Source organism: Calidithermus chliarophilus DSM 9957, assembly GCF_000430045.1.
GTDB classification, from domain to species: domain Bacteria; phylum Deinococcota; class Deinococci; order Deinococcales; family Thermaceae; genus Calidithermus; species Calidithermus chliarophilus.
The window spans coordinates 2221332-2241497 of sequence record NZ_KE387023.1 but is presented as its reverse complement, the minus strand read 5'-3'; the positions used below and the strand labels follow the sequence as shown (position 1 = coordinate 2241497).

Annotated in this window: 21 protein-coding genes and 1 pseudogene; 8 read left to right on the top strand and 14 right to left on the bottom strand. The window is 68.1% G+C overall.

Going from position 1 to position 20166, the window contains the following annotated elements:
• The first annotated feature begins 432 nt into the window (after window positions 1-432).
• Window positions 433-1074 (top strand): flavin reductase family protein, encoded by a 642-nt coding sequence (locus MEICH_RS0110910; RefSeq protein ID WP_027892643.1) that lies wholly within the window; start codon window positions 433-435, stop codon window positions 1072-1074.
• Window positions 1071-1859 carry a VOC family protein gene (locus tag MEICH_RS0110905; protein WP_027892642.1) on the top strand — a complete coding sequence of 263 codons (789 nt, stop codon included), beginning with the start codon at window positions 1071-1073 and terminating at the stop codon, window positions 1857-1859. The genes MEICH_RS0110910 and MEICH_RS0110905 overlap by 4 nt, the downstream gene beginning before the upstream one ends.
• Window positions 1860-2100: 241 nt before the next feature.
• Here the strand turns inward: MEICH_RS0110905 and MEICH_RS0110900 are convergent, their stop codons facing one another.
• Both MEICH_RS0110900 and MEICH_RS24660 read right to left on the bottom strand, forming a co-directional pair.
• Complete coding sequence (locus MEICH_RS0110900; RefSeq protein WP_027892641.1) at window positions 2101-2394, bottom strand: hypothetical protein; 294 nt, start codon at window positions 2392-2394, stop codon at window positions 2101-2103.
• A 26-nt stretch (window positions 2395-2420) separates the two neighbouring features.
• Window positions 2421-2789, bottom strand: coding sequence for a hypothetical protein (locus tag MEICH_RS24660; RefSeq protein ID WP_245587641.1), 369 nt, complete (start codon window positions 2787-2789; stop codon window positions 2421-2423).
• A 42-nt stretch (window positions 2790-2831) separates the two neighbouring features.
• Between MEICH_RS24660 and ispG the strand changes: the two genes are divergently transcribed.
• Window positions 2832-4055, top strand: a complete 1224-nt coding sequence (ispG, locus tag MEICH_RS0110890; RefSeq protein ID WP_027892640.1) for a flavodoxin-dependent (E)-4-hydroxy-3-methylbut-2-enyl-diphosphate synthase — start codon at window positions 2832-2834, stop codon at window positions 4053-4055.
• Window positions 4056-4082: 27 nt separating this feature from the next.
• On the opposite strand, the gene MEICH_RS28690 is transcribed toward ispG, so the two are convergent.
• Entirely contained in the window at window positions 4083-4577 is a 495-nt protein-coding gene (locus MEICH_RS28690) for a hypothetical protein (protein WP_157202734.1), read from the bottom strand.
• Window positions 4578-4621: 44 nt separating this feature from the next.
• On the opposite strand from MEICH_RS28690, the gene MEICH_RS0110885 reads away from it, so the two are divergent.
• Complete coding sequence (locus MEICH_RS0110885; protein WP_027892639.1) at window positions 4622-5536, top strand: RluA family pseudouridine synthase; 915 nt, start codon at window positions 4622-4624, stop codon at window positions 5534-5536.
• Here the strand turns inward: MEICH_RS0110885 and MEICH_RS24655 are convergent.
• The gene (locus tag MEICH_RS24655) at window positions 5533-5940 is read right to left on the bottom strand and encodes an OsmC family protein (protein WP_084542273.1); all 408 of its coding nucleotides are present in this window, start codon (window positions 5938-5940) and stop codon (window positions 5533-5535) included. The two genes, MEICH_RS0110885 and MEICH_RS24655, sit on opposite strands and share 4 nt — an antisense overlap.
• 105 nt (window positions 5941-6045) lie before the next feature.
• On the opposite strand from MEICH_RS24655, the gene MEICH_RS0110875 reads away from it, so the two are divergent.
• Together MEICH_RS0110875 and MEICH_RS0110870 are read left to right on the top strand one after the other, a co-directional pair.
• Window positions 6046-7110 (top strand): DNA adenine methylase, encoded by a 1065-nt coding sequence (locus MEICH_RS0110875; RefSeq protein WP_027892638.1) that lies wholly within the window; start codon window positions 6046-6048, stop codon window positions 7108-7110.
• A 19-nt stretch (window positions 7111-7129) separates the two neighbouring features.
• A complete protein-coding gene (locus MEICH_RS0110870) occupies window positions 7130-7609 on the top strand; it encodes a DinB family protein (protein WP_027892637.1) in 480 nt (159 codons plus the stop codon).
• Here the strand turns inward: MEICH_RS0110870 and MEICH_RS0110865 are convergent.
• The gene (locus tag MEICH_RS0110865) at window positions 7606-8031 is read right to left on the bottom strand and encodes a DUF4864 domain-containing protein (protein ID WP_051304104.1); all 426 of its coding nucleotides are present in this window, start codon (window positions 8029-8031) and stop codon (window positions 7606-7608) included. The genes MEICH_RS0110870 and MEICH_RS0110865 overlap by 4 nt on opposite strands.
• Before the next feature lie 56 nt (window positions 8032-8087).
• A complete protein-coding gene (locus MEICH_RS0110860) occupies window positions 8088-9257 on the bottom strand; it encodes a M20 metallopeptidase family protein (RefSeq protein ID WP_027892635.1) in 1170 nt (389 codons plus the stop codon).
• Window positions 9258-9392: 135 nt separating this feature from the next.
• Here MEICH_RS0110860 and MEICH_RS0110855 point away from each other — a divergent pair, with 135 nt between their 5' ends.
• Entirely contained in the window at window positions 9393-10052 is a 660-nt protein-coding gene (locus MEICH_RS0110855) for a hypothetical protein (RefSeq protein WP_027892634.1), read from the top strand.
• 194 nt (window positions 10053-10246) lie between these two features.
• Here the strand turns inward: MEICH_RS0110855 and MEICH_RS0110850 are convergent, their stop codons facing one another.
• Window positions 10247-10618 (bottom strand): cupin domain-containing protein, encoded by a 372-nt coding sequence (locus MEICH_RS0110850; RefSeq protein ID WP_027892633.1) that lies wholly within the window; start codon window positions 10616-10618, stop codon window positions 10247-10249.
• 175 nt (window positions 10619-10793) lie between these two features.
• Here MEICH_RS0110850 and MEICH_RS0110845 point away from each other — a divergent pair, with 175 nt between their 5' ends.
• Window positions 10794-12467: a long-chain-fatty-acid--CoA ligase gene (locus MEICH_RS0110845; protein WP_027892632.1), complete on the top strand. Its 1674-nt coding sequence runs from the start codon at window positions 10794-10796 to the stop codon at window positions 12465-12467.
• A gap of 42 nt (window positions 12468-12509) precedes the next feature.
• Here MEICH_RS0110845 and MEICH_RS0110840 read toward each other — a convergent pair whose 3' ends face one another.
• From MEICH_RS0110840 to MEICH_RS24650, 7 genes and pseudogenes are all read right to left on the bottom strand, one after another.
• Window positions 12510-12833: a hypothetical protein gene (locus MEICH_RS0110840; RefSeq protein WP_027892631.1), complete on the bottom strand. Its 324-nt coding sequence runs from the start codon at window positions 12831-12833 to the stop codon at window positions 12510-12512.
• Window positions 12834-13125: 292 nt separating this feature from the next.
• Entirely contained in the window at window positions 13126-15681 is a 2556-nt protein-coding gene (locus tag MEICH_RS0110835) for an outer membrane protein assembly factor BamB family protein (RefSeq protein ID WP_169730658.1), read from the bottom strand.
• 323 nt (window positions 15682-16004) lie between these two features.
• On the bottom strand, window positions 16005-17132 hold the full coding sequence (locus tag MEICH_RS0110830; RefSeq protein ID WP_027892629.1) for a cysteine desulfurase family protein: 1128 nt from the start codon (window positions 17130-17132) through the stop codon (window positions 16005-16007).
• Entirely contained in the window at window positions 17132-17605 is a 474-nt protein-coding gene (locus MEICH_RS0110825) for an RrF2 family transcriptional regulator (protein ID WP_027892628.1), read from the bottom strand. Before MEICH_RS0110825 ends, MEICH_RS0110830 begins: the two co-directional genes overlap by 1 nt.
• A gap of 73 nt (window positions 17606-17678) precedes the next feature.
• Entirely contained in the window at window positions 17679-18476 is a 798-nt protein-coding gene (locus MEICH_RS0110820; RefSeq protein WP_027892627.1) for a metal ABC transporter permease, read from the bottom strand.
• 8 nt (window positions 18477-18484) lie between these two features.
• Window positions 18485-19180: pseudogene (locus MEICH_RS0110815) on the bottom strand (metal ABC transporter ATP-binding protein); the annotation flags it as partial.
• Window positions 19181-19300: 120 nt separating this feature from the next.
• Window positions 19301-19936 (bottom strand): HD-GYP domain-containing protein, encoded by a 636-nt coding sequence (locus tag MEICH_RS24650; RefSeq protein WP_169730657.1) that lies wholly within the window; start codon window positions 19934-19936, stop codon window positions 19301-19303.
• Window positions 19937-20166 lie beyond the last annotated feature (230 nt).

Genomic DNA, 20166 nt, shown 5'->3' with positions numbered 1-20166 from the left:
CCGCGGGCCGCCGCGACCCCTGGGCCCCCAACGAGCGCGTCGAGGCCCTGGCCCGCTGGCTCGAGCGGGCCGGGGCCGAGGTCGAGCTGCGCTGGCACGACGCCGGCCACGAGCTGCACCCGGAGGAGCTCGAGGCGGCTCAGGCATGGCTGGCCCGGCATCTGGACGGCTAGCGGCAAAAAGCTTCCGACCCCACGCCACGAGCCACAAGCCACGACCCGGTTTTGCTGACGGCTGAGGGCTGATCGCTAAAACCACGTTATACCGGATTCAAAAAGATAACCTTCCAAACTAAAAACTCCAGAGGCTATCTTTTTGAATCCTAGAGCACACCCCTCCCTGACGGCCGGCGAAGAAAGCGTATCCCTTCGGTCGGGTTAGTTCGCCGCCGAACGGCGCCGAACTAACCGAATCTGGTATTAGGCTACTGCCATGGAGTTTGACTTCGCCCGACTCAAGCCCCAGGAGCGCTACAAGCTCCTGACCGCCCTGGTGGTGCCCCGTCCCATCGCCTGGGTGACCACCCTCAACGAGGACGGCTCGGTGAACGCGGCGCCCTTCAGCTTCTTCAACGTGATGGGCTCCGACCCCGGCGTGCTGGTGATCTCGGTGGGCAACCACGGGCGGGTCCGGCCCAAGGACACCGCCGCCAACATCAGGCGCACCGGCTTTTTCGTGGTGCAGATGGTCAGCGAGGAGTTGGCCGAGGCCATGAACGTCACCGCCACCGAGTTCCCCGAGGGCGTGAGCGAGGTGGCGGTGGCCGGGCTCGAGCTCGCCCCCTCCGCCCAGGTCCCGGTGCCCCGCATCGCCCGGGCCCCGGCGGGCTTCGAGTGCAAGCTGCACAGCGTGCTCGAGATCGGGCGCAACCGGCTGGTGATCGGCGAGGTGCTGCACGCCTTCGTGCAGGACGAGTTCATCGCCGACGCCCAACGCTACCACGTCAAGACCGAGGCCCTGCGCCTCATCGGGCGGATGCACGGGCGGGGCGGCTACACGCGCACCCGCGAGATCTTCGAGATGCCGCGCGTCAGCTACGAGGAGTGGCAGGCCCGGCAAGCGGAGAAGACATGACCGACCCCCAGACCCAAACCCTGGCCCTCACCGGCCTCACCCTGCGCGTGCGCGACCTCGAGCGCCAACTGGCCTTCTACCGCGACCTGCTGGGGCTCGAGGTTCTGCGCTCCGAGGGGGGCCGCACCGACCTGGCCCCCGCCGGGCGCCGGTTCACCCTCACCCTCGTCCACGAGCCCGCTGCACCCCTGCGCCCCCAGCCCACGCTGGGCCTGTACCACTTCGCCCTGCTGCTCCCCGACCGCAAGGCGCTGGCCGCGGTGTTCCGGCGGCTGCTCGAGGCCCGCTACCCCAACTTCCAGGGCGCCTCCGACCACGGCGTCTCCGAGGCCCTCTACCTCGCCGACCCCGAGGGCAACGGCCTCGAGCTCTACCGCGACCGGCCCCGCGAGCAGTGGCCCTTCCGGGGCGACAAGCTGGCGATGGTGAGCGCCCGGCTCGACCTCGACGACCTTCGGGCTCAATCGCCCCACAGCGCCCCCCTCGACCCCGAGACCTCCCTAGGCCACATCCACCTGCACGTCGCCGACCTCGACGAGGCCGAGCGCTTCTTCCGGCAGTTCGGCATGGAGGTCATGCAGGGCGACTACCCCGGCGCCCGCTTCCTGGCCGCCGACGGCTACCACCACCACGTCGGCACCAACCTCTGGGCCCGTGGCCGCACCGCCCCCGCCGAGTCCACGGGGCTGCTCGAGTACACCCTGTGGCTCAGCCCCGAAGTCAAAGCAAAGCTCGACAGCCTGACCCTGACCGACCCTAACGGGGCTCGAGTGCGGGTTGATTGAAGGCCGTCAGGGGATGGGAGGTGGTCAACCTAAGGCTCGTGACCCATGGCTCGTGGTTCGTCGAGGGTCGAGGGTCTAGGGTCGAGGGCCGAGGCATCATGCGTTTGGCGTTTGGCGTTTGGCGTTTGGCGTTTGGCGTTTGGCGTCTCGCGTACGACGTAGGACGTACGACCCGCGCTCAGCTATCAGCTATCGGCTATCAGCTATCGGCGTTTGGCGTTCAGCTACCGCCCCCCGACCCTCACGGCCCACCCTCCCCTTCCCAGCGGCTGACCTCCTCCATCCGCCGGTAGACCCGGTCCCGGTACTCGCCGAGCTCGAGCTCTTCCCGCTCCCCGCTCAGGTTTTCGTAGTCCAAGCAGGCGTCTACCAGTTCGTTGAAGAGCTGGACGCAGGGGTCGGGGGCCGGGGCCTCGTCCTCCATGCGGCGCAGCTCGTCGTACTGCTCGCCGTACTCGGCGACCTCCTGCTCCACGCAGCGCCGGAACACCGTGTAAGCCAGGTCCACGCGTTGACGGGCTTCGCTCAGGGGCATGGCAACCTCCTGCTATAGCCTCGAGCCTAAGCCTTGTCGCACAGCCGTTCTACGACCGTTCGCACCTTCTCCCCTATCCCGGCCCCCAGGCGCCGGGCCGGCCGGTTGGCATGGGTGATGACGCCGTGCTCGAGCGTGTCCTTCGCGTCACTGATGCGGGCCGAAAGGTGGCCGACCGCGCAAGCCGCGATCCCGGCGGCCTCGAGCAGCGCCAGCCCGGCGATCCCCGCCTGGTCCTTCCCCACCCCCGCGTCGTTGAACACCACCAGCAGGGGCGGGTGGGCCAGGGCGTAGCGGGCCGCCGCCTCGCCCCCGTGCGAGCCCGAGACCACCACGGCCCCGGCGTGTTCTGGGCCGAGGTAGGAAATCGAATCCAGCAGAACCAATTCCGGCACGGCGCTACCTTCAGGATGAGCTCCGCAGGGTAGCATACGGCCATGTTGAGCCCTCGACGCAAGACCCCCACCGTGTGGGTCGGCAAAGTCCCTCTAGGCGGCGACCACCCGGTCGCCGTGCAGTCCATGACCAACACCGCCACCGCCGACGTGGAGGCCACCGTCGGCCAAATTTGGGCCCTGGCCAGGGCCGGTTCCGAGCTGGTGCGCCTCACCGTCAACGACGACGACGCGGCCAGGGCCGTGCCCGAGATCAAGGCCCGGCTGCTCGACCTGGGCGTGGACGTGCCGCTGGTCGGCGACTTCCACTTCAACGGCCACCTGCTGCTGCGCAAGTACCCGGCGATGGCCGCCGCGCTCGACAAGCTGCGCATCAACCCCGGCACGGTGGGCCGGGGCAAGCAGCAAGACCCCAACTTCAAGACCATGTGCGAGGTCGCCGTAGAGCTGGGCAAGCCCGTGCGCATCGGCGTCAACTGGGGCTCGCTCGACCAGGGCCTGCTCACCGAGATGATGGACGCCAACGCCAGGAGCGCCACCCCCAAGGACGCGCACCGGGTGACGCTCGAGGCCTGCGTGGAGTCGGCCATCCGCAGCTACGAGTGGGCGCTGAAGTACGGCCTGCGCGAGGACCAGATCATCCTCTCGACCAAGATCTCCAACGCCCCCGACCTCTGGTGGACCTACCGCGAGCTGGCCCGCCGCACCGACGCGGTGCTGCACCTGGGCCTCACCGAGGCGGGCATGGGCCCCAAGGGCATCGTGGCCTCGGCCGCCGGCCTGGTGCCGCTGCTCACCGAGGGCATCGGGGACACCATCCGGGTCTCGCTGACCCCGGCCCCCGGCGAGCCGCGCACCCGCGAGGTGGAGGTGGCGCTGGAGATTTTGCAGAGCATCGGCCTGCGCCAGTTCAACCCCACGGTCTCGAGCTGCCCCGGCTGCGGGCGCACCACCAGCAGCTTCTTCCAGGAGCTCGCCCTCCAGGTCTCGACTAAGCTCAACGAGAACATGCCCAACTGGCGCAGCCAGTACCCCGGCGTGGAAAACCTCAAGGTGGCGGTGATGGGCTGCGTGGTCAACGGCCCCGGCGAGTCCAAGCACGCCGACATCGGCATCTCGCTGCCCGGCACCGGCGAACACCCCCGCGCCCCGGTCTACATCGACGGGCAGCTCGCCACCACCCTCCAGGGCGACAGCATCGCCGAAGACTTCATGAACCTGGTCAACGACTACATCGAGAAGCGCTTCGGGAAAACAACAGCTTAGTTCTGCCGTTCGGGATTGCCTGGTGACCTAAAGTAGCGTACCAGGGTCATATACCTCGCTCCATCCACCTGCCCTTGTACGCTCTTTGAGCGGTTGGCCATCGCTTTTTTTCCTTAGCAAGCTTGTTGGGCGCGGAGTGTCGAGCTTACGCAGATTGCGTATTGAGATTAGGTTAATCGCCTTCTTCCCTACTTCTTCTATACCTTCGAACAAATTACACTCACCTCGCTGATAGTTCTGAAGGTGTGCCAGAACCTCTTTACGCCTCTCATTCGATAAATATCTTTTATCCTCCCAACCAATGATTTCAGCGGTGTAGCAAATATTCGACAAATTATCGCTGGTAGAAATATATAGACGAATTGGATGAGTGGTGCTAGGAGCCCAACTTTTCAGCATACGAATAACGTTACCCCTATAAGGTTGAAGAAAGAAGACTTTTCCTTCGATCTCACTTTGGGCTTTCAATATTTCTCCCAGGACCCCTTCATAAATCCCATTGATGAAGAGTGCTGTATTCATTCTTTGTATCCCACTCCTTTCCCTAGATAATGTACTTCAAGATCATGCGATTTAACCGGGGCTACAGCTACCGCGAGGAACTGGACCGCCGGGCCCTGGGGCACACCGTCCTGTCCTACCTGGCCCGTCGCTACCGCCACTCGAGCCCCCAGGAGTGGGAAGCGCGGCTGGCTCGAGGGGAAGTCTGGCTCGACGGCGCCGTGGCCGGCGGGGGCGAGCCGTTGCGGCCGGGTCAGACCCTGGTCTGGCACCGGCCCCCCTGGGAGGAGGAGCCCGCCCCGCGGCACTACGGCATCGTCTACCAGGACGAGGCGATCCTGGCGGTGAACAAGCCGAGCGGGCTGCCCACGGTGCCAGCGGGCGGCTTCCTGCACAACACCCTGCTGAGCCTGGTGCGGGAGCGCTTTCCCGGGGCCAACCCCGTCCACCGGCTCGGGCGGGGTACTTCGGGGCTGGTGCTGTTCGCGCTCGAGGGCGCGGCGGCCTCGAGGCTGGGCAGGGCTTGGGCGGGGCGCGAGGTCGAGAAGACCTACCGGGCGCTGGCCTCGGGGGCGGCCGCGCAGGACCGTTACGCCATCGACGCGCCCATCGGGCCGGTGCCGCATCCCCGGCTGGGCACCGTATACGCGGCCAACCCTACGGGCAAGCCCTCCCATAGCGTGGCCTGGGTGCTCGAGCGCCGCCCTGAAGCCACCGTCTTCGCCGTCCGCATCCTGACGGGCCGCCCGCACCAGATCCGCATCCACCTCGCCACCCTGGGACACCCGCTGGTGGGCGACCCGCTCTACGGGGCAGGGGGACAGCCCCTGCCCGGCCTGCCCGGCTTGCCCGGGGACGGCGGCTACTGGCTGCACGCCGAGCGGCTGGTCTTCCCGCACCCCGTCAGTGGGGAGGAGCTCGTGCTCGAGGCGCCGGTGCCGCCGGAGCTCGCGACGGGCGCCGTGGCAACTCCTCCTTAGCCCTCCTGCACGATCTCGAACTCGCTGCGTATCTCCACCACGTCGCGCAAGGTCGCGTAGATCGAGCAGTACTTGGTCTCGCTGAGCTCGATGGCCCGCTGGACGGCCGCGGGGTCGAGGTCGCGGCCGGTGAAGCGGTAGCGGATGAGGATCTTCTCGAAGCGCCAGGGGGGCTCAGGCGCGCGCTGGCTGGTGGCGGTGGCCTCGAGGCGGGTGACCTGCTGGCGCTGTTTGTGCAGGATGTTCGTGATGTCCCAGACCGAGCAGCCGACCAGGCTTAGGGGCAGCAGGTCGGCGCCGTTGACGCCCTGGGGCTGGGTCATCACGACGGGGAAATTGTTGCGGTCGCGCAGTAGGAATATCCGCTCGGCAAGCCAGTCCACCCGCACGGTCTCTGTCGGCATGATGACCTCCGTTCAGCCCTGCCAGAAGCCCACTTACTGAACTGTAGCCGGATTTTATCCTATGCCGGCCCGCCCTGCCGCGGCGCACCGGGTACGATACGGGCGATGGTCAAGTACATCGGCTCCAAGCGTGCCCTCCTGCCCTGGATCACCGGAGCCATCGGGGTCATCCACCGCCAGGAGCCCGTGCGGACGGTGGCCGACCTCTTCTCGGGCACGGCCCGGGTGGGCCACGCGCTCAAGAAGCAGGGCTTCTACGTCGTCAGCAACGACCTTATGCACTACGCCCACGTGCTGGCCCAGGCCCTGGTCGAGGCCGACGCCCGCGAGTACGGCCCCGAGCGCCTCGAGCCCGTCCTCCAGCGGCTCAACGCCCTGCCGCCCCGGGCGGGCTGGTTCACCCACGCCTACTGCGAGCAGTCGCGCTACTTCCAGCCGCACAACGGCGCGCGCATCGAGGCCATTAGGGAGGGGCTCGAGGCCGAGGCCCAGGGCGACCCCCTGCTGCGGGCCGTCCTGCTCACCAGCCTGATGCTCGCCGCCGACCGCGTGGACTCCACGACCGGCATCCAGATGGCCTACCTCAAGCAGTGGGCCAAGCGCTCGTACAACGACCTGCGGCTGGAGTACCCTCCCCTGCTGCCGGGGCGGGGCCGGGCCCTGCGGGGCGACGCGCTCGAGGTGGCGAAGGGGCTCGAGGCCGACCTCTTCTACCTCGACCCGCCCTACAACCAGCACTCCTACCTGGGCAACTACCACGTCTGGGAAACCCTGACCCTGTGGGACCAGCCCCAGACCTACGGCGTCGCCCACAAGCGGGTGGACGTGCAGGAGCGAAAGAGCGCCTTCAACCTGCGGCGCGAGGCCGGTGAGGCCCTCCAACGCCTGCTGGGCTCGATCCGTGCCCGGCACCTGGTGGTCTCCTTCAACGACGAGGGCTTCTTCGGGGCCGAGGCCATCGAGGCCATGCTGCGCGACTGGGGCTACGTCCACCGCCTCACCCGGCCCCACACCCGCTACGTGGGCGCGCGCATCGGCATCTACAACCCGCGGGGCCAGAAGGTGGGCAAGGTCTCGCACACCGAGAACCACGAGTTCCTGTTCGTCGCCACGCACAGCCGCAAGGTGCACGAGGCCGTGGCGCGGTCGGGGGGCGCGGCGGCCGACTGAGATGCCGTATGCTCGCGGCATGGAGCGAGCCGAGCTGCAACGGATCGTCGCGGCCAACGACTGGGTGTGGGAGAAGTGGTGGCCGGCCCTGCGGGCGCTGAGCCCCGAGCAGGCCGGGCGCGCGGTGGGCGGGAGCTTCCCCAGCGTCTACGCCACCACCTTGCACCTGGTGGCGGCCGAGTGGGCCTGGCTCGAGCGGCTGCTGGGCCGCTCGCCCGAGGCCTGGCCGGGGCCGGACTGGGCCCCCGACCTGGCCCGCCTCGAGGCCCGCTGGCGCGAGGTGGCCGGGCAGCGGCGGGCCTACTTCGAGCAGGCCGAGCCCCTCGCCCGCGTGGCGTACCGGCCCTTCACTGGAAGCCCCAGCGAGAGTCGCGTGTGGGAGATCGCGGTGCACTTCACCACCCACACCCACTTCCACCGCGGCCAGCTCGCCGGCCAATTCCGGCTGCTGGGCCTCGAGCCCCCCAGCGCCCACCCTATCGCCTTCTTCCGGCTCTAAGCGGTGTCGGTGGGGGCGGCGGGCTCGAGCACGACCCCCGAGATGCGCCACTCGCCCGAGGGCTGCTTTTGCATGAAGTAGTAGGCCACGTATTTTTTGCCGTCCAGCGCGGTCACGCCGAGGACCTGGACGATGGTGCGCTCCACGCGGGTGAGGCGCAGGAACTCGACCTCGAGCGGGCGGTAGAGCGGGGCGTAGCTCTCCCGCACCATCTGGACGAAGTTCTGGGCGTTGCCGAAGCGCTCGCGGATGCCGGGCGAGGCGTAGGAGAAGGCCCTCTCCGCGTCGTCGGCCTTGAAGGCGGCGATCTGGCCCTCGATGACCGCCCGGATGGCCTGGGCGTCGCGGGCCGTGACGCCGGGGCCCTGCGCCAGGCCGAACGCCATCACCGCGAGCAGTGCCAGCAGGATCGGGGCTTTCATGCCCGATGATGGCGCTCGAGGCGCCAAGAATGTGTCAGCCGAGCAACGGTTGGGGCCTACTCGCGCAGGAAGTCGAGGGCGGTGCGGGCGAGCAGCTCGGCGGCCAGGGGCAGGGCCCGCTCGTCGTCGATGTCGAAGGCGGGGTGGTGGTGGGGCTTGTCCTTGCCGCTGGCGGGGTCGCCGGCGCCCACCCAGAAGTACACGCCGGGGGCCCGCAGCAGGAACTCGGCCATGTCGTCGCCGCCCATCATGGGGGGGATCTCGAGGAGCTTGTCGCCCACCCGCTCGCGGGCGATGGCGCGGAAGCGCTCGGTCATGAGGGGGTCGTTGACCACGGCGGGCGAGCCGGGGCGCCAGGAGACCCCCGCGGAGCCGCCGAAGGCGGCGGCGAGGCTGCCGGAGAGCTCCTCGATGCGGCGGACGAGGTGGCGGCGCAGGCCGGCGTCGAAGGTGCGCAGCGTGCCCTTGAGCTCGGCCTGCTCGGGGATGATGTTGTGCGCCCCCTCCCCGGCGGTGACGGTGGCGATGGTGATGACCGAGGAGAGCAGGGGGTCGGTCTCGCGGCTTACCAGGCTCTGCAGCGCGGTGATCAGGTGGGCGCCGATGAGCACGGGGTCGGTGCCCAGGTGCGGGGTGGCGGCGTGGGCCCCCCGGCCGCGCACGGTGACGGTGAAGGCGTCGGCGGCGGCCATGATGGGGCCGGGCCGCACCCCCACCATCCCGGCGGGCAACTGGCTCCACAGGTGCAGCCCCACCACCGCGTTCACTCCGTCCATCACTCCCGCCTCGATCATGGGGCGGGCCCCCTGCACGATCTCCTCGGCGGGCTGGAACACGAAGCGCAGCTCGCCCGCGATCTCCTCGCGCAGCTCGCTCAGCACGCGGGCGACGTGGGCGGCGATGGTGGCGTGGCCGTCGTGGCCGCAGGCGTGCATGACGCCGGGGGTCTGCGAGGCGTACTCGGCCCCGGTGGCCTCGTGGATGGGCAGGGCGTCGATGTCGGCCCGCACCAGCACGGTGCGGCCCGGGCGGCTGCCCTTGAGCCGGGCCATCACCCCGGTCTCGGCGATGCCCCGGGTGACCTCGAGCCCCAAAGCCTCGAGGTACTCGGCCAGCTTGGCGCTGGTTCGGTACTCCTGGAAGGCCAGCTCGGGGTGGCGGTGGAAGTCGCGGCGCATGGCGACCATGCTGGGGGCAAGCTGGGCGAAGCGCTGGGCTAGGTCCATGTCGAGAGATTACCGTAAAGCCGGGCACGGGCGGGGGGTTGCCATGCTTCTCATCTCCTACTCGCGAGGCTCTAATCTCGTTGACAACGGCAAAAATCGCTGTTAGCCTGAGCGCGACTTTTGGAGGTTGTTTCGATGAACCGATTCTTCGTGTACGGGGTAGGGCTCGGCTTGCTGGCCGTGCTGGGCGCGTGCGGCCGCGGCCCCAGCGGCCCCAGCGCCTCCGGCGGCAGCGTCAGCGTGGTGGGCTGGCCGGCCTCGAGCGGCACCCTGCGCTTCCAGAGCGGGGCCGTGGTGGTGGCCGAGAGCCCGGTGGACGCCGGCGGCAACCTCACCTACTCACTCCCCGTGCCTGCCCCCGCCGCCCTCAGCGAGGAGAGCCTGGTGCCCGACACCTGGCGCACCCAGGGCAACGGCTGCACCGTCAAGACCTCCTTCGAGCACAGCCCCGACACCATCCGCCACGCGCGCCTGGACCTCCTGCCCCTCGACGGCAGCGGCAGCAGCCTGGGCAGCGTGATCCTCGCCAACCAGGAGCCGGTGCTCGAGCCCGGCCAGAAGTACGCCTACCTCCAGTACTTCGACCAGGACACCACCATGAAGGGCACCATCGACTGCCCCCGCACCTTCCTAGGCCCCTGGCAGGACGTCACGCTCAACCTCGACCTCGAGGCCAAGCAAGGCTGGAACTACGTGTTGGCCGAGTACCGCGTGATCAAGAGCAAGTGGATCGTCAACATCAGCAGCTCGACCACGCTGCCCGAAGGCATCCGCTGGCGTTTCCAGCAGCCGTGAGCAGGAAGCGATAAGCTATCAGCTTTCAGCCGTCAGCCTTCAGCGAAAGGCTCGTGGTGAAAAACCCCTCCCCGCGTGCGGGGAGGGGTTATCCCCCCAGCCCCCCTTGCTAAGGGGGAGCAAGGCGCCTTGCGTTTGGCGTTTGGCGTTTGGCTATCGGCTATCAGCTACCGACCACCACTCCCAAACCCCCCTCAATCATCGAGCCACAACGTGGCATACCCGCTCGTGCGCGGGATGATGCACAGGAAGCTCACCGGCTCGTCGTTGGGGTTCTCGTACCAGTGGGGCGTGTCCGGGGGGATGAGCAGGGCGTCGCCGGCTTTGAGCTCGCGCACCTCGGTGCCTACGCCCACGCGCACCCGGCCGGAGATCACGTACTGCTGGTGCTGCACGGTGGGGTGCTTGTGGCGGGGGATGCGCCCGCCGGGCAACAGGGTGAAGCGGCGCACCAGCGCGTGCACGGTTCCGTCTTCGGGGCCGATGAGGACCTGGACGAAAGCATCCTGGCTGCGCTCGACCGGATGAGCGGGAACGCCCTCTTGGGAACGCACTAGGACATCCATAACTACAGTTTATGGGCTCGAGGGAAGGATAATGAAAGCGTCCAGCCCTTCGGTCCTCGCGCTCCCGGACATAACGGGAGCGTAACGCCGGGACGGTGGACTCACTGCTTGAACTCGGTATAAAAATCCATTAAGATTTGAGTTACAGCACGCAAAGGCCCCTGGAGGTTCAAGCATGGCAAAACCCTGGCTGGCACATTACGATCCCGGTGTACCGGAGCAAATCAGCTATCCGGAGGTCCCGCTGTGGCGGCTGCTCGAGCACAGCGCCCAGAAGTACCCCGGCAACATAGCCCTGGAGTTCATGGGCTATCACCTCAAGTACGAGGGGCTGTGGAGCGCGGCGCGGCGCTTCGCGCAGGCCCTGCGCTCGCTGGGCGTGAAGGAGGGCGAACGGGTAGCCATCATGCTGCCCAACTGCCCGCAGTTCGTCATCGCCTTCTACGGCACGCTGGCGGCGGGGGGCGTCTGCGTCAACGTCAACCCGCTGTACACCCCCCGCGAGCTCAAGCACCAGCTCAACGACTCAGGCGCCGAGACGCTGGTCATCCTCGACCTGCTGTGGCCGCGCTATGCCGAGATCGCCGGCGAGGTCGGGGTCAAGCGGGTGATCACCACCGGGATCCAGGACTACCTGCCCTTCCCCAAGAACCTCCTCTTCCCCGTCAAGGCCCGGCGGGAGAAGCGCTGGGTCAACCTGCCCCCCGACCCCAAGCGCCACAGCTTCAAGGCGCTGCTCAAGGAGCACCCGCCCCTCGAGCGTCCCCACCTCGCCAAGCCCGACGACGTGGCGCTGCTGCAGTACACCGGGGGCACCACCGGGCTCTCCAAGGGGGCCATGCTCTCGCACCGCAACCTCGTCGCCAACACCTACCAGGCCATCTCCTGGTACCCGGCGAAGGAGTTCGAGGGCAAGGGCGTGATGCTGGGGGCCATCCCCTTCTTCCACGTCTACGGCATGACCGTAGCGATGAACTACGGCATCGCTGAGGCCTACAAGATCGTGCTGCTGCCCCGCCCCGAGGTCAAACCCTGCGTGGAGGCCATCGAGAAGCACGGCGTGACCCACTTCCCCGGGGTGCCCACCCTCTACGTGGGCTTCAACAACTTCCCCGGCATCGAAAAGCGCAAGGTGGGCACGGTGAAGGTGTGCATCTCGGGCTCGGCGGCGCTGCCCGTCGAGGTCGCCAGGCGCTTCGAGGAGCTCACCGGCGGCAAGCTGGTCGAGGGCTACGGGCTCACCGAGGCGGCCCCCTGCACCCACTGCAACCCGGTGGTGGGCAAGCGCAAGGTGGGCAGTATCGGCCTGCCGATGAGCGGCGTGGAGGCCAAGGTGGTCGGCCCCGACCTCCAGGAATTGCCCCCCGGCGAGATCGGGGAGCTCGCCATCCGGGGCCCCAACGTGATGCTGGGCTACTGGAACCGCCCCGAGGAGACCGCCAAGTCCATCGTGATCGACTGGCTGCTCACCGGCGACATCGCCCGCATGGACGAGGAGGGCTACTTCTACATCGTCGACCGCAAGAAGGACATGATCATCGCGGGCGGCTACAACGTCTACCCCCGCGAGGTCGAGGAGGTGCTCTACGCCCACCCCGCCGTGCAGGAGGCCGCGGTGATCGGCGTGGCCGACGCCTACCGCGGCGAGACGGTGGCGGCTTACGTGGTGCTCAAGCCCGGCCAGGTCGTGACCCAGGAGGAGCTCGACCGCCACTGCCGCGCCAACCTGGCCGCCTACAAGGTCCCGCGCATCTACGAGTTCCGCGAGAGCCTGCCCAAGAGCATGGTGGGCAAGATCCTCAAGCGCGAACTGCGCGAGCAGCTCGACCGGGAGAAGGTCTCGAGCTGACCCCGCGCCCCGCCCGGCCCCCTCGCCTCGAGGGGGCCTTTCTTATAGCACCTCCACCGGATAGGTCACGACGTAGATCTCGAGCTGCTGGAAGCGCTCTTTAAGCTTCTGCTTGAACTCGAGGAAGAACTGCCGGTTCTCGGGCGTGTCGTCCACGTCCACGACAAGCTGGTACAGGTCGTCCTCGAAGGTCTCGCGGCCCTTGTGATAGACGCCGAGCACGGTGTTGGGGTTGTAGCTCATGGCCCCGAAGCGCTCGATGACCTCCTGGAGCGACTGCTGGAGGTTGCTCGTTTCCTGCAAGAGCACCGAGCGCCCGTCGTTGAGCCGGGCGGGGAGGAGGACTTCGTAGCGGCGTTTGGTCACGGTTTCCACGATACCGGGAAAGGGCGGCGCCGGTCAGCGGTAGGTGGCTCGTGGTTGACCTCTTACCAACTTTCCCTGCCGGCGTCGAGGGCCGAGGGTCTGGAGCGGTTTGCCTATTGATTGACCGGCTTGAGGTTGCAAAGTGCTTCTCCCCGGGGGTCCTCCGCCACGACGATACGCCATGAATGACGACCACCGCTCTAAAGCCTGCCTGCCCCGGGCGGGGGGCAGGCAGGAGGAAATTGTGAAGAGGCGACCGGGGAGGGGCTCGAGGCCAAAGCGCGACCCCAACTTATTTCATGCGCCGAGAGCTGTTGGCATCCCCGCCTTCGCGGGCCCAGGTGCCGGTGGCGAGTTGACCGCCGGCGTGCACGCTGATCAGCCCGCTGCTGGTCCCCGCGACGACGGATTTGTTCGTCAAGAAAGCAGGCGAGGACTCGGTAGCGTTATTGCCTGCTGCGACGCGCCAGGCCAAGGCTCCGTTGCTGGCATTGATCGCCCGTAGGGATTTGTCGGTCACGATGTATACGTACCCGTTGTCACCCACGGCGGGCGTGGCCTTGCATCGCTCGAAGTGGGTGTATATCCACTTGGGAACCTCTAAGGAAGCGGTGGGGGCGGTCGGGCTCACCGCGAACAGGCTGCCGGTGTACATGGGATCGGTCGGGGTCCCGCAGATGTATATGGTCCCGTCGGGGCCCACGGCAGGTTCGCTCAGCGAGTCTGCCTCGGCACGCTCGTTATTGGTATTGCTCAGCGATTTAGACCACTTGAGCGTGGCATTGGGCGACACCGCAGACACCTGGATGACCCCATTGCTGATGGTCCGCACATAGATCGTGCCGTCCGGGGCCATCGCCATCCCGCCGGGAGAACTCGGGGCAGCCACCGTCGCCAGCACCCCGCCGGTCGGGGCGTGCTTGCGCACCGAGGAGCTGCCATTCGACCAGATGTTGCCGCTCTTATCCACCACGACGCTATAAACACTCTCGCCCACGTCGTCGCTCCAACCCGGCGCGCCGTTCGCCGCCGAGAAGGTACGTACGGTGTTGCCGCCCGCTGTAACCACCAGGCCGTTCGCGGTAAGCGCCACCCGGCGAATCTCGAGGTTGCCCAGCGGGTCGGTCTTCCACTTCTGCGTGCCGTCGGGGTTGATGGCGTAGAGTGAACCGCCGAAATCCCAGGCGTAGATGGTTCCGTCATCCCCCCGGCTGACCCCCAGCACATTGCTGCTGGTGTTGTAGGTCCACTTGGGCGCGAGGGCGTAGGGGTAGGCCCGCACCGAGTTCCCCGAGCCGACGTAAACGGTGTCATCCGGCCCCACCACCAGGCCCCCGCCCGCGTCGAAGCCGGAGGCGTTGCCGGTGGTCTGGCCCGGATCGGGGGTTTGGCTGCTGCTGAGGATTTGCGCCTCGTAGTTGTAGAGGGTGAACGACAGTGGGGGAACGCCCTTGAAGGCCGTGGTCAGGCCCGTCGTGAGCCCGATCCCGCCGTAGAGCTGCCAGGATATGGGCGGGCCGAAGTCGGTCTTGAAGCGGATGTAGGGCTGGAGGCCCAGGAAGGGCCCGGCGGCTCCATAAATGAGGAACCCGATCGAGGGTTCCATAAAAGCCTTGAGGTTCAGAGTGGAGTTGAATACCGGCCACTCGGGGGTGAAGGACAACTCTCTGGACGACCACGTTCTGGTGCTGTTGCTATTCGAGTCGTAGGAGAAGCCGCCCCCGGCACTGCCCTCGGTGCTCATGCCGAACTTCACCCCGGCGGTCACGGTGCCGCCCGCACCGACGTCCACCGAGATGACCGGAGTCACCTCCCATGGTACCCCTCCCGTCCATACGACTATCGGCTTGAACCAGTACTCCAGGACAGGGACCGCGATCTCGGGGAACTCGAAGGGAGCCTCCCCGGCGGGCGTGGCGACCAAGGCCGAGGCCGAGACCTTGAGATTGGTTTTGCGGCCATCGGGGCTGCTGGTGGAGACCTTAGAGTCGAGGTAAACATCCGGCGGCGGCTGCACTAACTTACCGTTCACCAGTTTGATCGGGTGGTAGGTCATGTTAAAAGACACATTAATGCTCAAGCAGAGGGTTCCGGAGACCGTCACCTTGAGACCCGCCGCCACGCCGCCGGTGCCCGCGGCTGCGTCCAGGGTGCGGTTCACGTCCAAGCAGGTGCCGACCTCGCTGGGCCGCACGCCCTGGGGGAGCACCACGCCCTCGCCGTCAACCACGAGCGTCCGGTTAAGGATGAATGCCCCCTGCTGGATCACCTCCTGCATGGCGGCGGGCTCGGTCACGACGGTGGTGCCGTCATTCGAGACGACCCGCCCGAAGTGCCCCTCCGGGGCCGCCGCCGACGGGCCGAGCACGAGAATTTCCCCGGCCTTGAGGGCCGTGATCTGCGGGTTGCCGCCCGAAAAGGTGAGCGTGGTGCGCCCGTCGCTGCCCTGGACCAGCGAGGTGAGGGTAGCCGAGGCCGCGTCGTCCGCCACCCTGGTCTCGGGCGATATTTTGGTCACGACGGGCTGATACTCCACCTTGACCGAAGCCCCCGCTCCGGAACCCACCGTCACACTCTGGGTGGTGACCGCGGGGCTATAGGCGGGGGCATCCTTCTCGCCGCTGCCCACCGCGAGTCCCCTGACGACGTAGTCGCCTGCCGGAACTTTGAGGTCGGTGTCGCTGGTGACGGTGCGCTCGGACTGGTCTGTCCCGATCACCTTGACCACTGCCGCCGTCCCGGCAGGCAGACCCGTGATGCGTACGCGCAGCACGCCGCCGGGGACTCCACCCCCGGACTGTCCGCCGCAAGCTGCGAGGGTGAAAAGGCCGAGGAGCAGCAGGAGCAAACTCCCCAAAGATCTCATTAAGAGAAAAGTGGGCGCTTTCACGTTCCCGATGTTATCAAGAAAAAATTCCTCTTGCGGGTTATTTAGCCACCGCACCGTTACGTTAGAGCGGTGGTCGTCATTCATGGCGTATCGTCGTGGCGGAGGACCCCCGGGGGGAAGCGGTTTGCAACCTCCAACCGGTCAATCAATAGGCAAACCGCTCTAGGGCCACGGGCCGAGGCGTTTTGCGTTTCGCATTTTGCGTACGGCGTAGGACGTACGACGTACGACCCGGCGCGTTCGGCTATCAGCTATCGGCGTTCAGCGTCGCCCAAGCCGCCCTAAACCGCGACCCTCGAGCGCTCCACCGCCTGCGCGAAGACCCGGGCGGCCTCGTCTACCTCGGCTTCGGTGGTGTGGCGGCCCAGGCTGAAGCGCACCGAAGCCTTGGCCTCGGCCTTGCTGCGCCCGATGGCGGTGAGGACGTGGGAGGGCTCGAGGCTCCCCGAGGCGCAGGCCGAGCCCGAGGAGGCGGCCACGCCCATCAGGTCGAGGTTGAGCAGCAGCCCTTCCCCGTCGGCGCCCAGGGCGGTGACGTTGACGTGCTTGGGGCTGCGGGCGGTGGGGTGGCCGTTGAGCTCGACGCCGGGGAGGGCAAGCAGGGCCGCCTCGAGCCGCTCCCGCAGGGCGAGCAGCCGGGGGGTTTCCTGCGGCAGCAGGGCCACGGCGCGCTCGAGCGCCAGCCCCAGGCCGTAGACGGCGGGCAGGTTCTCGGTGCCGCCGCGCAAGCCCTGTTCCTGCTTGCCGGGCGCGACGGGGAACAGCTCGAGGCCCTTGCGCACGTACAGCGCCCCCGCGCCCTTGGGGCCGTAGAACTTGTGCGCGGCCAGCGAGAGCAGGTCGGCGCCGAGTTCTTTCACCTCGAGCGGCAAGGTTCCCGCGGCCTGCACCGCGTCGGTGTGGAAGAGCACGCCCCGGGCCTTGCAGACCTCCGCGACCTCGCGGAGCGGGTAGACGGTGCCGAGCTCGTTGTTGACGGCCATCAGGCTCACCAGCAGGGTGTCGGGGCGCAGGGCCTCGGCCACCTGTTCAGGGTAGACCATGCCGGTGCGGGGCTCGGGGGTGAGGTAGCTGACCTCGTAGCCCAGGCGCTCGAGGCCCTTCATCGCGGTGAGCACGGCGGAGTGCTCGATCTGGCTGGTGACGAGGTGGCCCCGGCCCCTCGCCAGGGCGACGCCGTAGACCGCCAGGGCGTCGGCTTCGGTGCCGCCGGAGGTGAAGACGATCTCGCGGGGGCGGGCGCCGAGGGCGCGGGCCACGCGCTCGTGGGACTCCTCGAGCAGGGCCTTGGCCGCGCGCCCGTAGGCGTGGACCGAGCTGGGGTTGCCCCAGGCGGCGAAGGCCCGCTCCATCGCGGCCTTCACCTCGCCGTCCAGGGGGGTGGTGGCGGCGTAGTCGAGGTAGATCATCAGACCACGGGGTTCTGCGGGGGGATGTAGGCGGCGGGCTCGAGCTGCACGAGCTTGCGGGCCTCGATGAGCTTGCGTTCTTCCACCAGGTCCTTGAGGGTGGTGTTGCCCAGCACGCCGCGCATGGCGAAGTCCACCTTCTTCCACAGGCTCTCGGTCGAGCAGGCCCCGGTCTGCCAGCAGGACTCGGGGTCGTCGAGGCAGGTCACGGGGGCCAGGCTGCCCTCCAGCGCCTCCACCACCTCCAGCGCGGTGATCTTGTCCATGGGGCGCGAGAGCCGGTAGCCCCCCTTGGCCCCGCGCACGCTGCGGATGAAGTTGCTGCGGCGGAGCTGGGCGGCGATCTGCTCGAGGTAGTGCTGGCTGATCCCCTGGGCCTCGGCCACGTCCTTCAGCGGCACCGCGGCAGGGGCCCGCAGCCCAATCTCGACGAGGGCCCGCAGGCCGTACTGTGCTTTGGTGGAAACCCACATGGCCTGAGTCTAATCCCGTATATCCGACCCGACAATGGGGAGATTTACCTTTGAAGCCCTCCGAGGGCCAGGCTCAACTTCTGCCACGCAACGACAGGGCCAGCAGGAACAGCGCGGTCTGGGTGAGCACGATGGTAGCACCGCTGGGGGTGTCGAGGGAGTAGGAGAGAAACAGGCCCAGCAGCGAGGACAGCACCCCGATGGCGACCGCCAGCAGGGTCATGCGGGCGAAGGTGGGGCTCAGCAGCCTCGAGGTCGCCGCCGGGATCACCAAAAAGGCCGCGATCAACACGATGCCCACCACCTTCACCGACATCACCGTGACCACCGCGACCAGCGCCGAGAGCGCGTAGTCCTGGCGCAGTACCGGCAGGCGGTCGGCCAGGGCGAGCTCGCGCTCGAAGGTGGCGTAGGCCCAGCGGCTCCACAAAGGCAGCAGGGCCAGCAGGAGCGCCGCCAGGGCCGCCACGGCCCACAGGTCGGCCGCCGTGACGGTGAGGATCGAGCCGAAGATGTACGACAGCGCGTCGGCGCTATAGCCCTGGCGCATGGACATGAACAGCACGCCCAGCGCCACCGACAGCGCGAAGAACACCCCGATGGTGGTGTCCTCGCCCAGGTTGGTGCGCTCGCGCACCCAGGTGATCGCCAGCGCCACCGCCACGGCGAAGGGGACGGCGACGTAGAGCGGCTGGGTGCCCAGCAGCAGGCCCAGCGCCACCCCGGCGAAGGCCGCGTGGGCCAGCCCGTCGCCCAGGAAGGAGAGCCGCCGCTGCACGATGAACACCCCGAGGTAGCTCGCGACGGCCCCGACCAGGACCCCCGCCACCAGGGCGCGTTGCATGAAGGGGAGTTGCAGGGCCTCGAGCACGTCTCCTCCTAGCGGATCACCGGGGCGCTGTGGGCGTGGCCCACGTGCCCGAAGGCCCGGCTCAGGCACTCGTGGCACAGGGCCACGGCGGGCAGGTCGTAGGCGATGACGGTGCGGTTGAGCAGCAGCACGTGCGAGGCGTGGTGGCTGGCCGCCTCCCAGTCGTGGGTGATCATCAGGACGGTGGCCCCACTCTGCTGCTGGTAGGCCTCGAGGTGGCGGTAAAGGTCGGCCTCGCCCACCGCGTCCACCCCGGTGGCCGGCTCGTCGAGCATGAGGAGCCTGGGCCGGCGCACTAGGCTGCGGGCCAGGTAGACCCGCTGCAACTCCCCGCCCGACAGCCGCCCCAGCCGCCGCCCGGCCAGGTGGGCGGCCCCGACCTGCTCGAGCGCCGCCGTCGCCACCTCGCGCTCGTGGGGGGTGATGCGGAAGGGCCAGGCCCGGCGCAGCCCCGAGACGACGACCTCGAGCGCCAGCGCCGGGAAGCTGCGGTCGAAGCTCTTGACCTGGGGCACGTAGCCCACCCAGCCCGGCGGGAGCGCCCTGGGAGCCTGGCCGAACACCTCGGCCCTGCCCGTCAGCCGGGCCTCCCCGTCGCGCAGGTTGCCGGGGTCGAGGCCCAGCAGCACCTTGAGCAGGGTGCTCTTCCCCGCCCCGTTGGGGCCCACGATCGCCACGAAGGAACCGGGGGAGATCGCCAGGCTCACCCCGTACAGCGCCTGAAAGTCGCCGAAGCGCACGCCCAGGTCGAAGGTCTGCACCGCCAGTGCGCCCATAACACCTGATAATACGCTATCAATAGCGGCGGGCGAAAGTGAGGGCCGTTACGCCACGGACCCGCGGGGGAGTGCTTCTGCCGGGGCGGAGGGGGCCTCGAGCAGCGGGAGCCGCCCCTCCTCGGCCAGGCACAGCAGCGCCGCCGCCACCTCCGGGTCGAATTGCCGCCCGGCCTGCCGCCCGACCTCCTCGAGCGCCCGCCCCGGCGTCCAGGCGGGCTTGTAGGGGCGCGGGGTGAGCAGCGCGTCGAAGACGTCGGCCACCGCGACGATGCGGCCCTCGAGGGGGATCTCCTCGCCCCCGATCCCGCGCGGGTAGCCCGCCCCGTCCCAGCGTTCGTGGTGGGTAAGGGCGATGCCGACGGCGAGCCCGGCGTCGGGGCCGGCCCGCAGGGAGAGGACGGCCGCCCCCAAGGAGGTGTGGGTCTTGACGAGGGCGTACTCCCAGGGCTCGAGGGGCCCCGGCTTGTCGAGGATCTCGGGCGCGATGAGCCACTTGCCCAGGTCGTGAAAGCGGGCCGCCTGGGCCAGCCGGGCTCGCTGCTGCACGGGGAGCCCCAGCCGCTCGGCCAGCCGGTAGGTGAGCTGGGCCACCCGCAGGGCGTGAGCATCCTGCTGCACCAGCCGCTCGGCAGCACCGGCAAGATAGAGCAACCCCTCCGCCAGGTGGCCCAAACCGTCCACGCCAGGCGCCCGACCGCCCATGCACGGTAACGGTTCCAAAATCAGGCCGAAGGCCCCTTCCCCGCCTTTGCTGACCATTGCCTTGGAAAATTACCGGGGGTGGGTAAATGAGAGATTAACGCGGGAAGATGTCGATGGTCGATAGCTGATAGCTAAATGCCAAACGCCTTCTCTTTTCCCCCCTTAACAAGGGGGGTTGGGGGGATAGCCCCTCCCCGAACGCGGAGAGG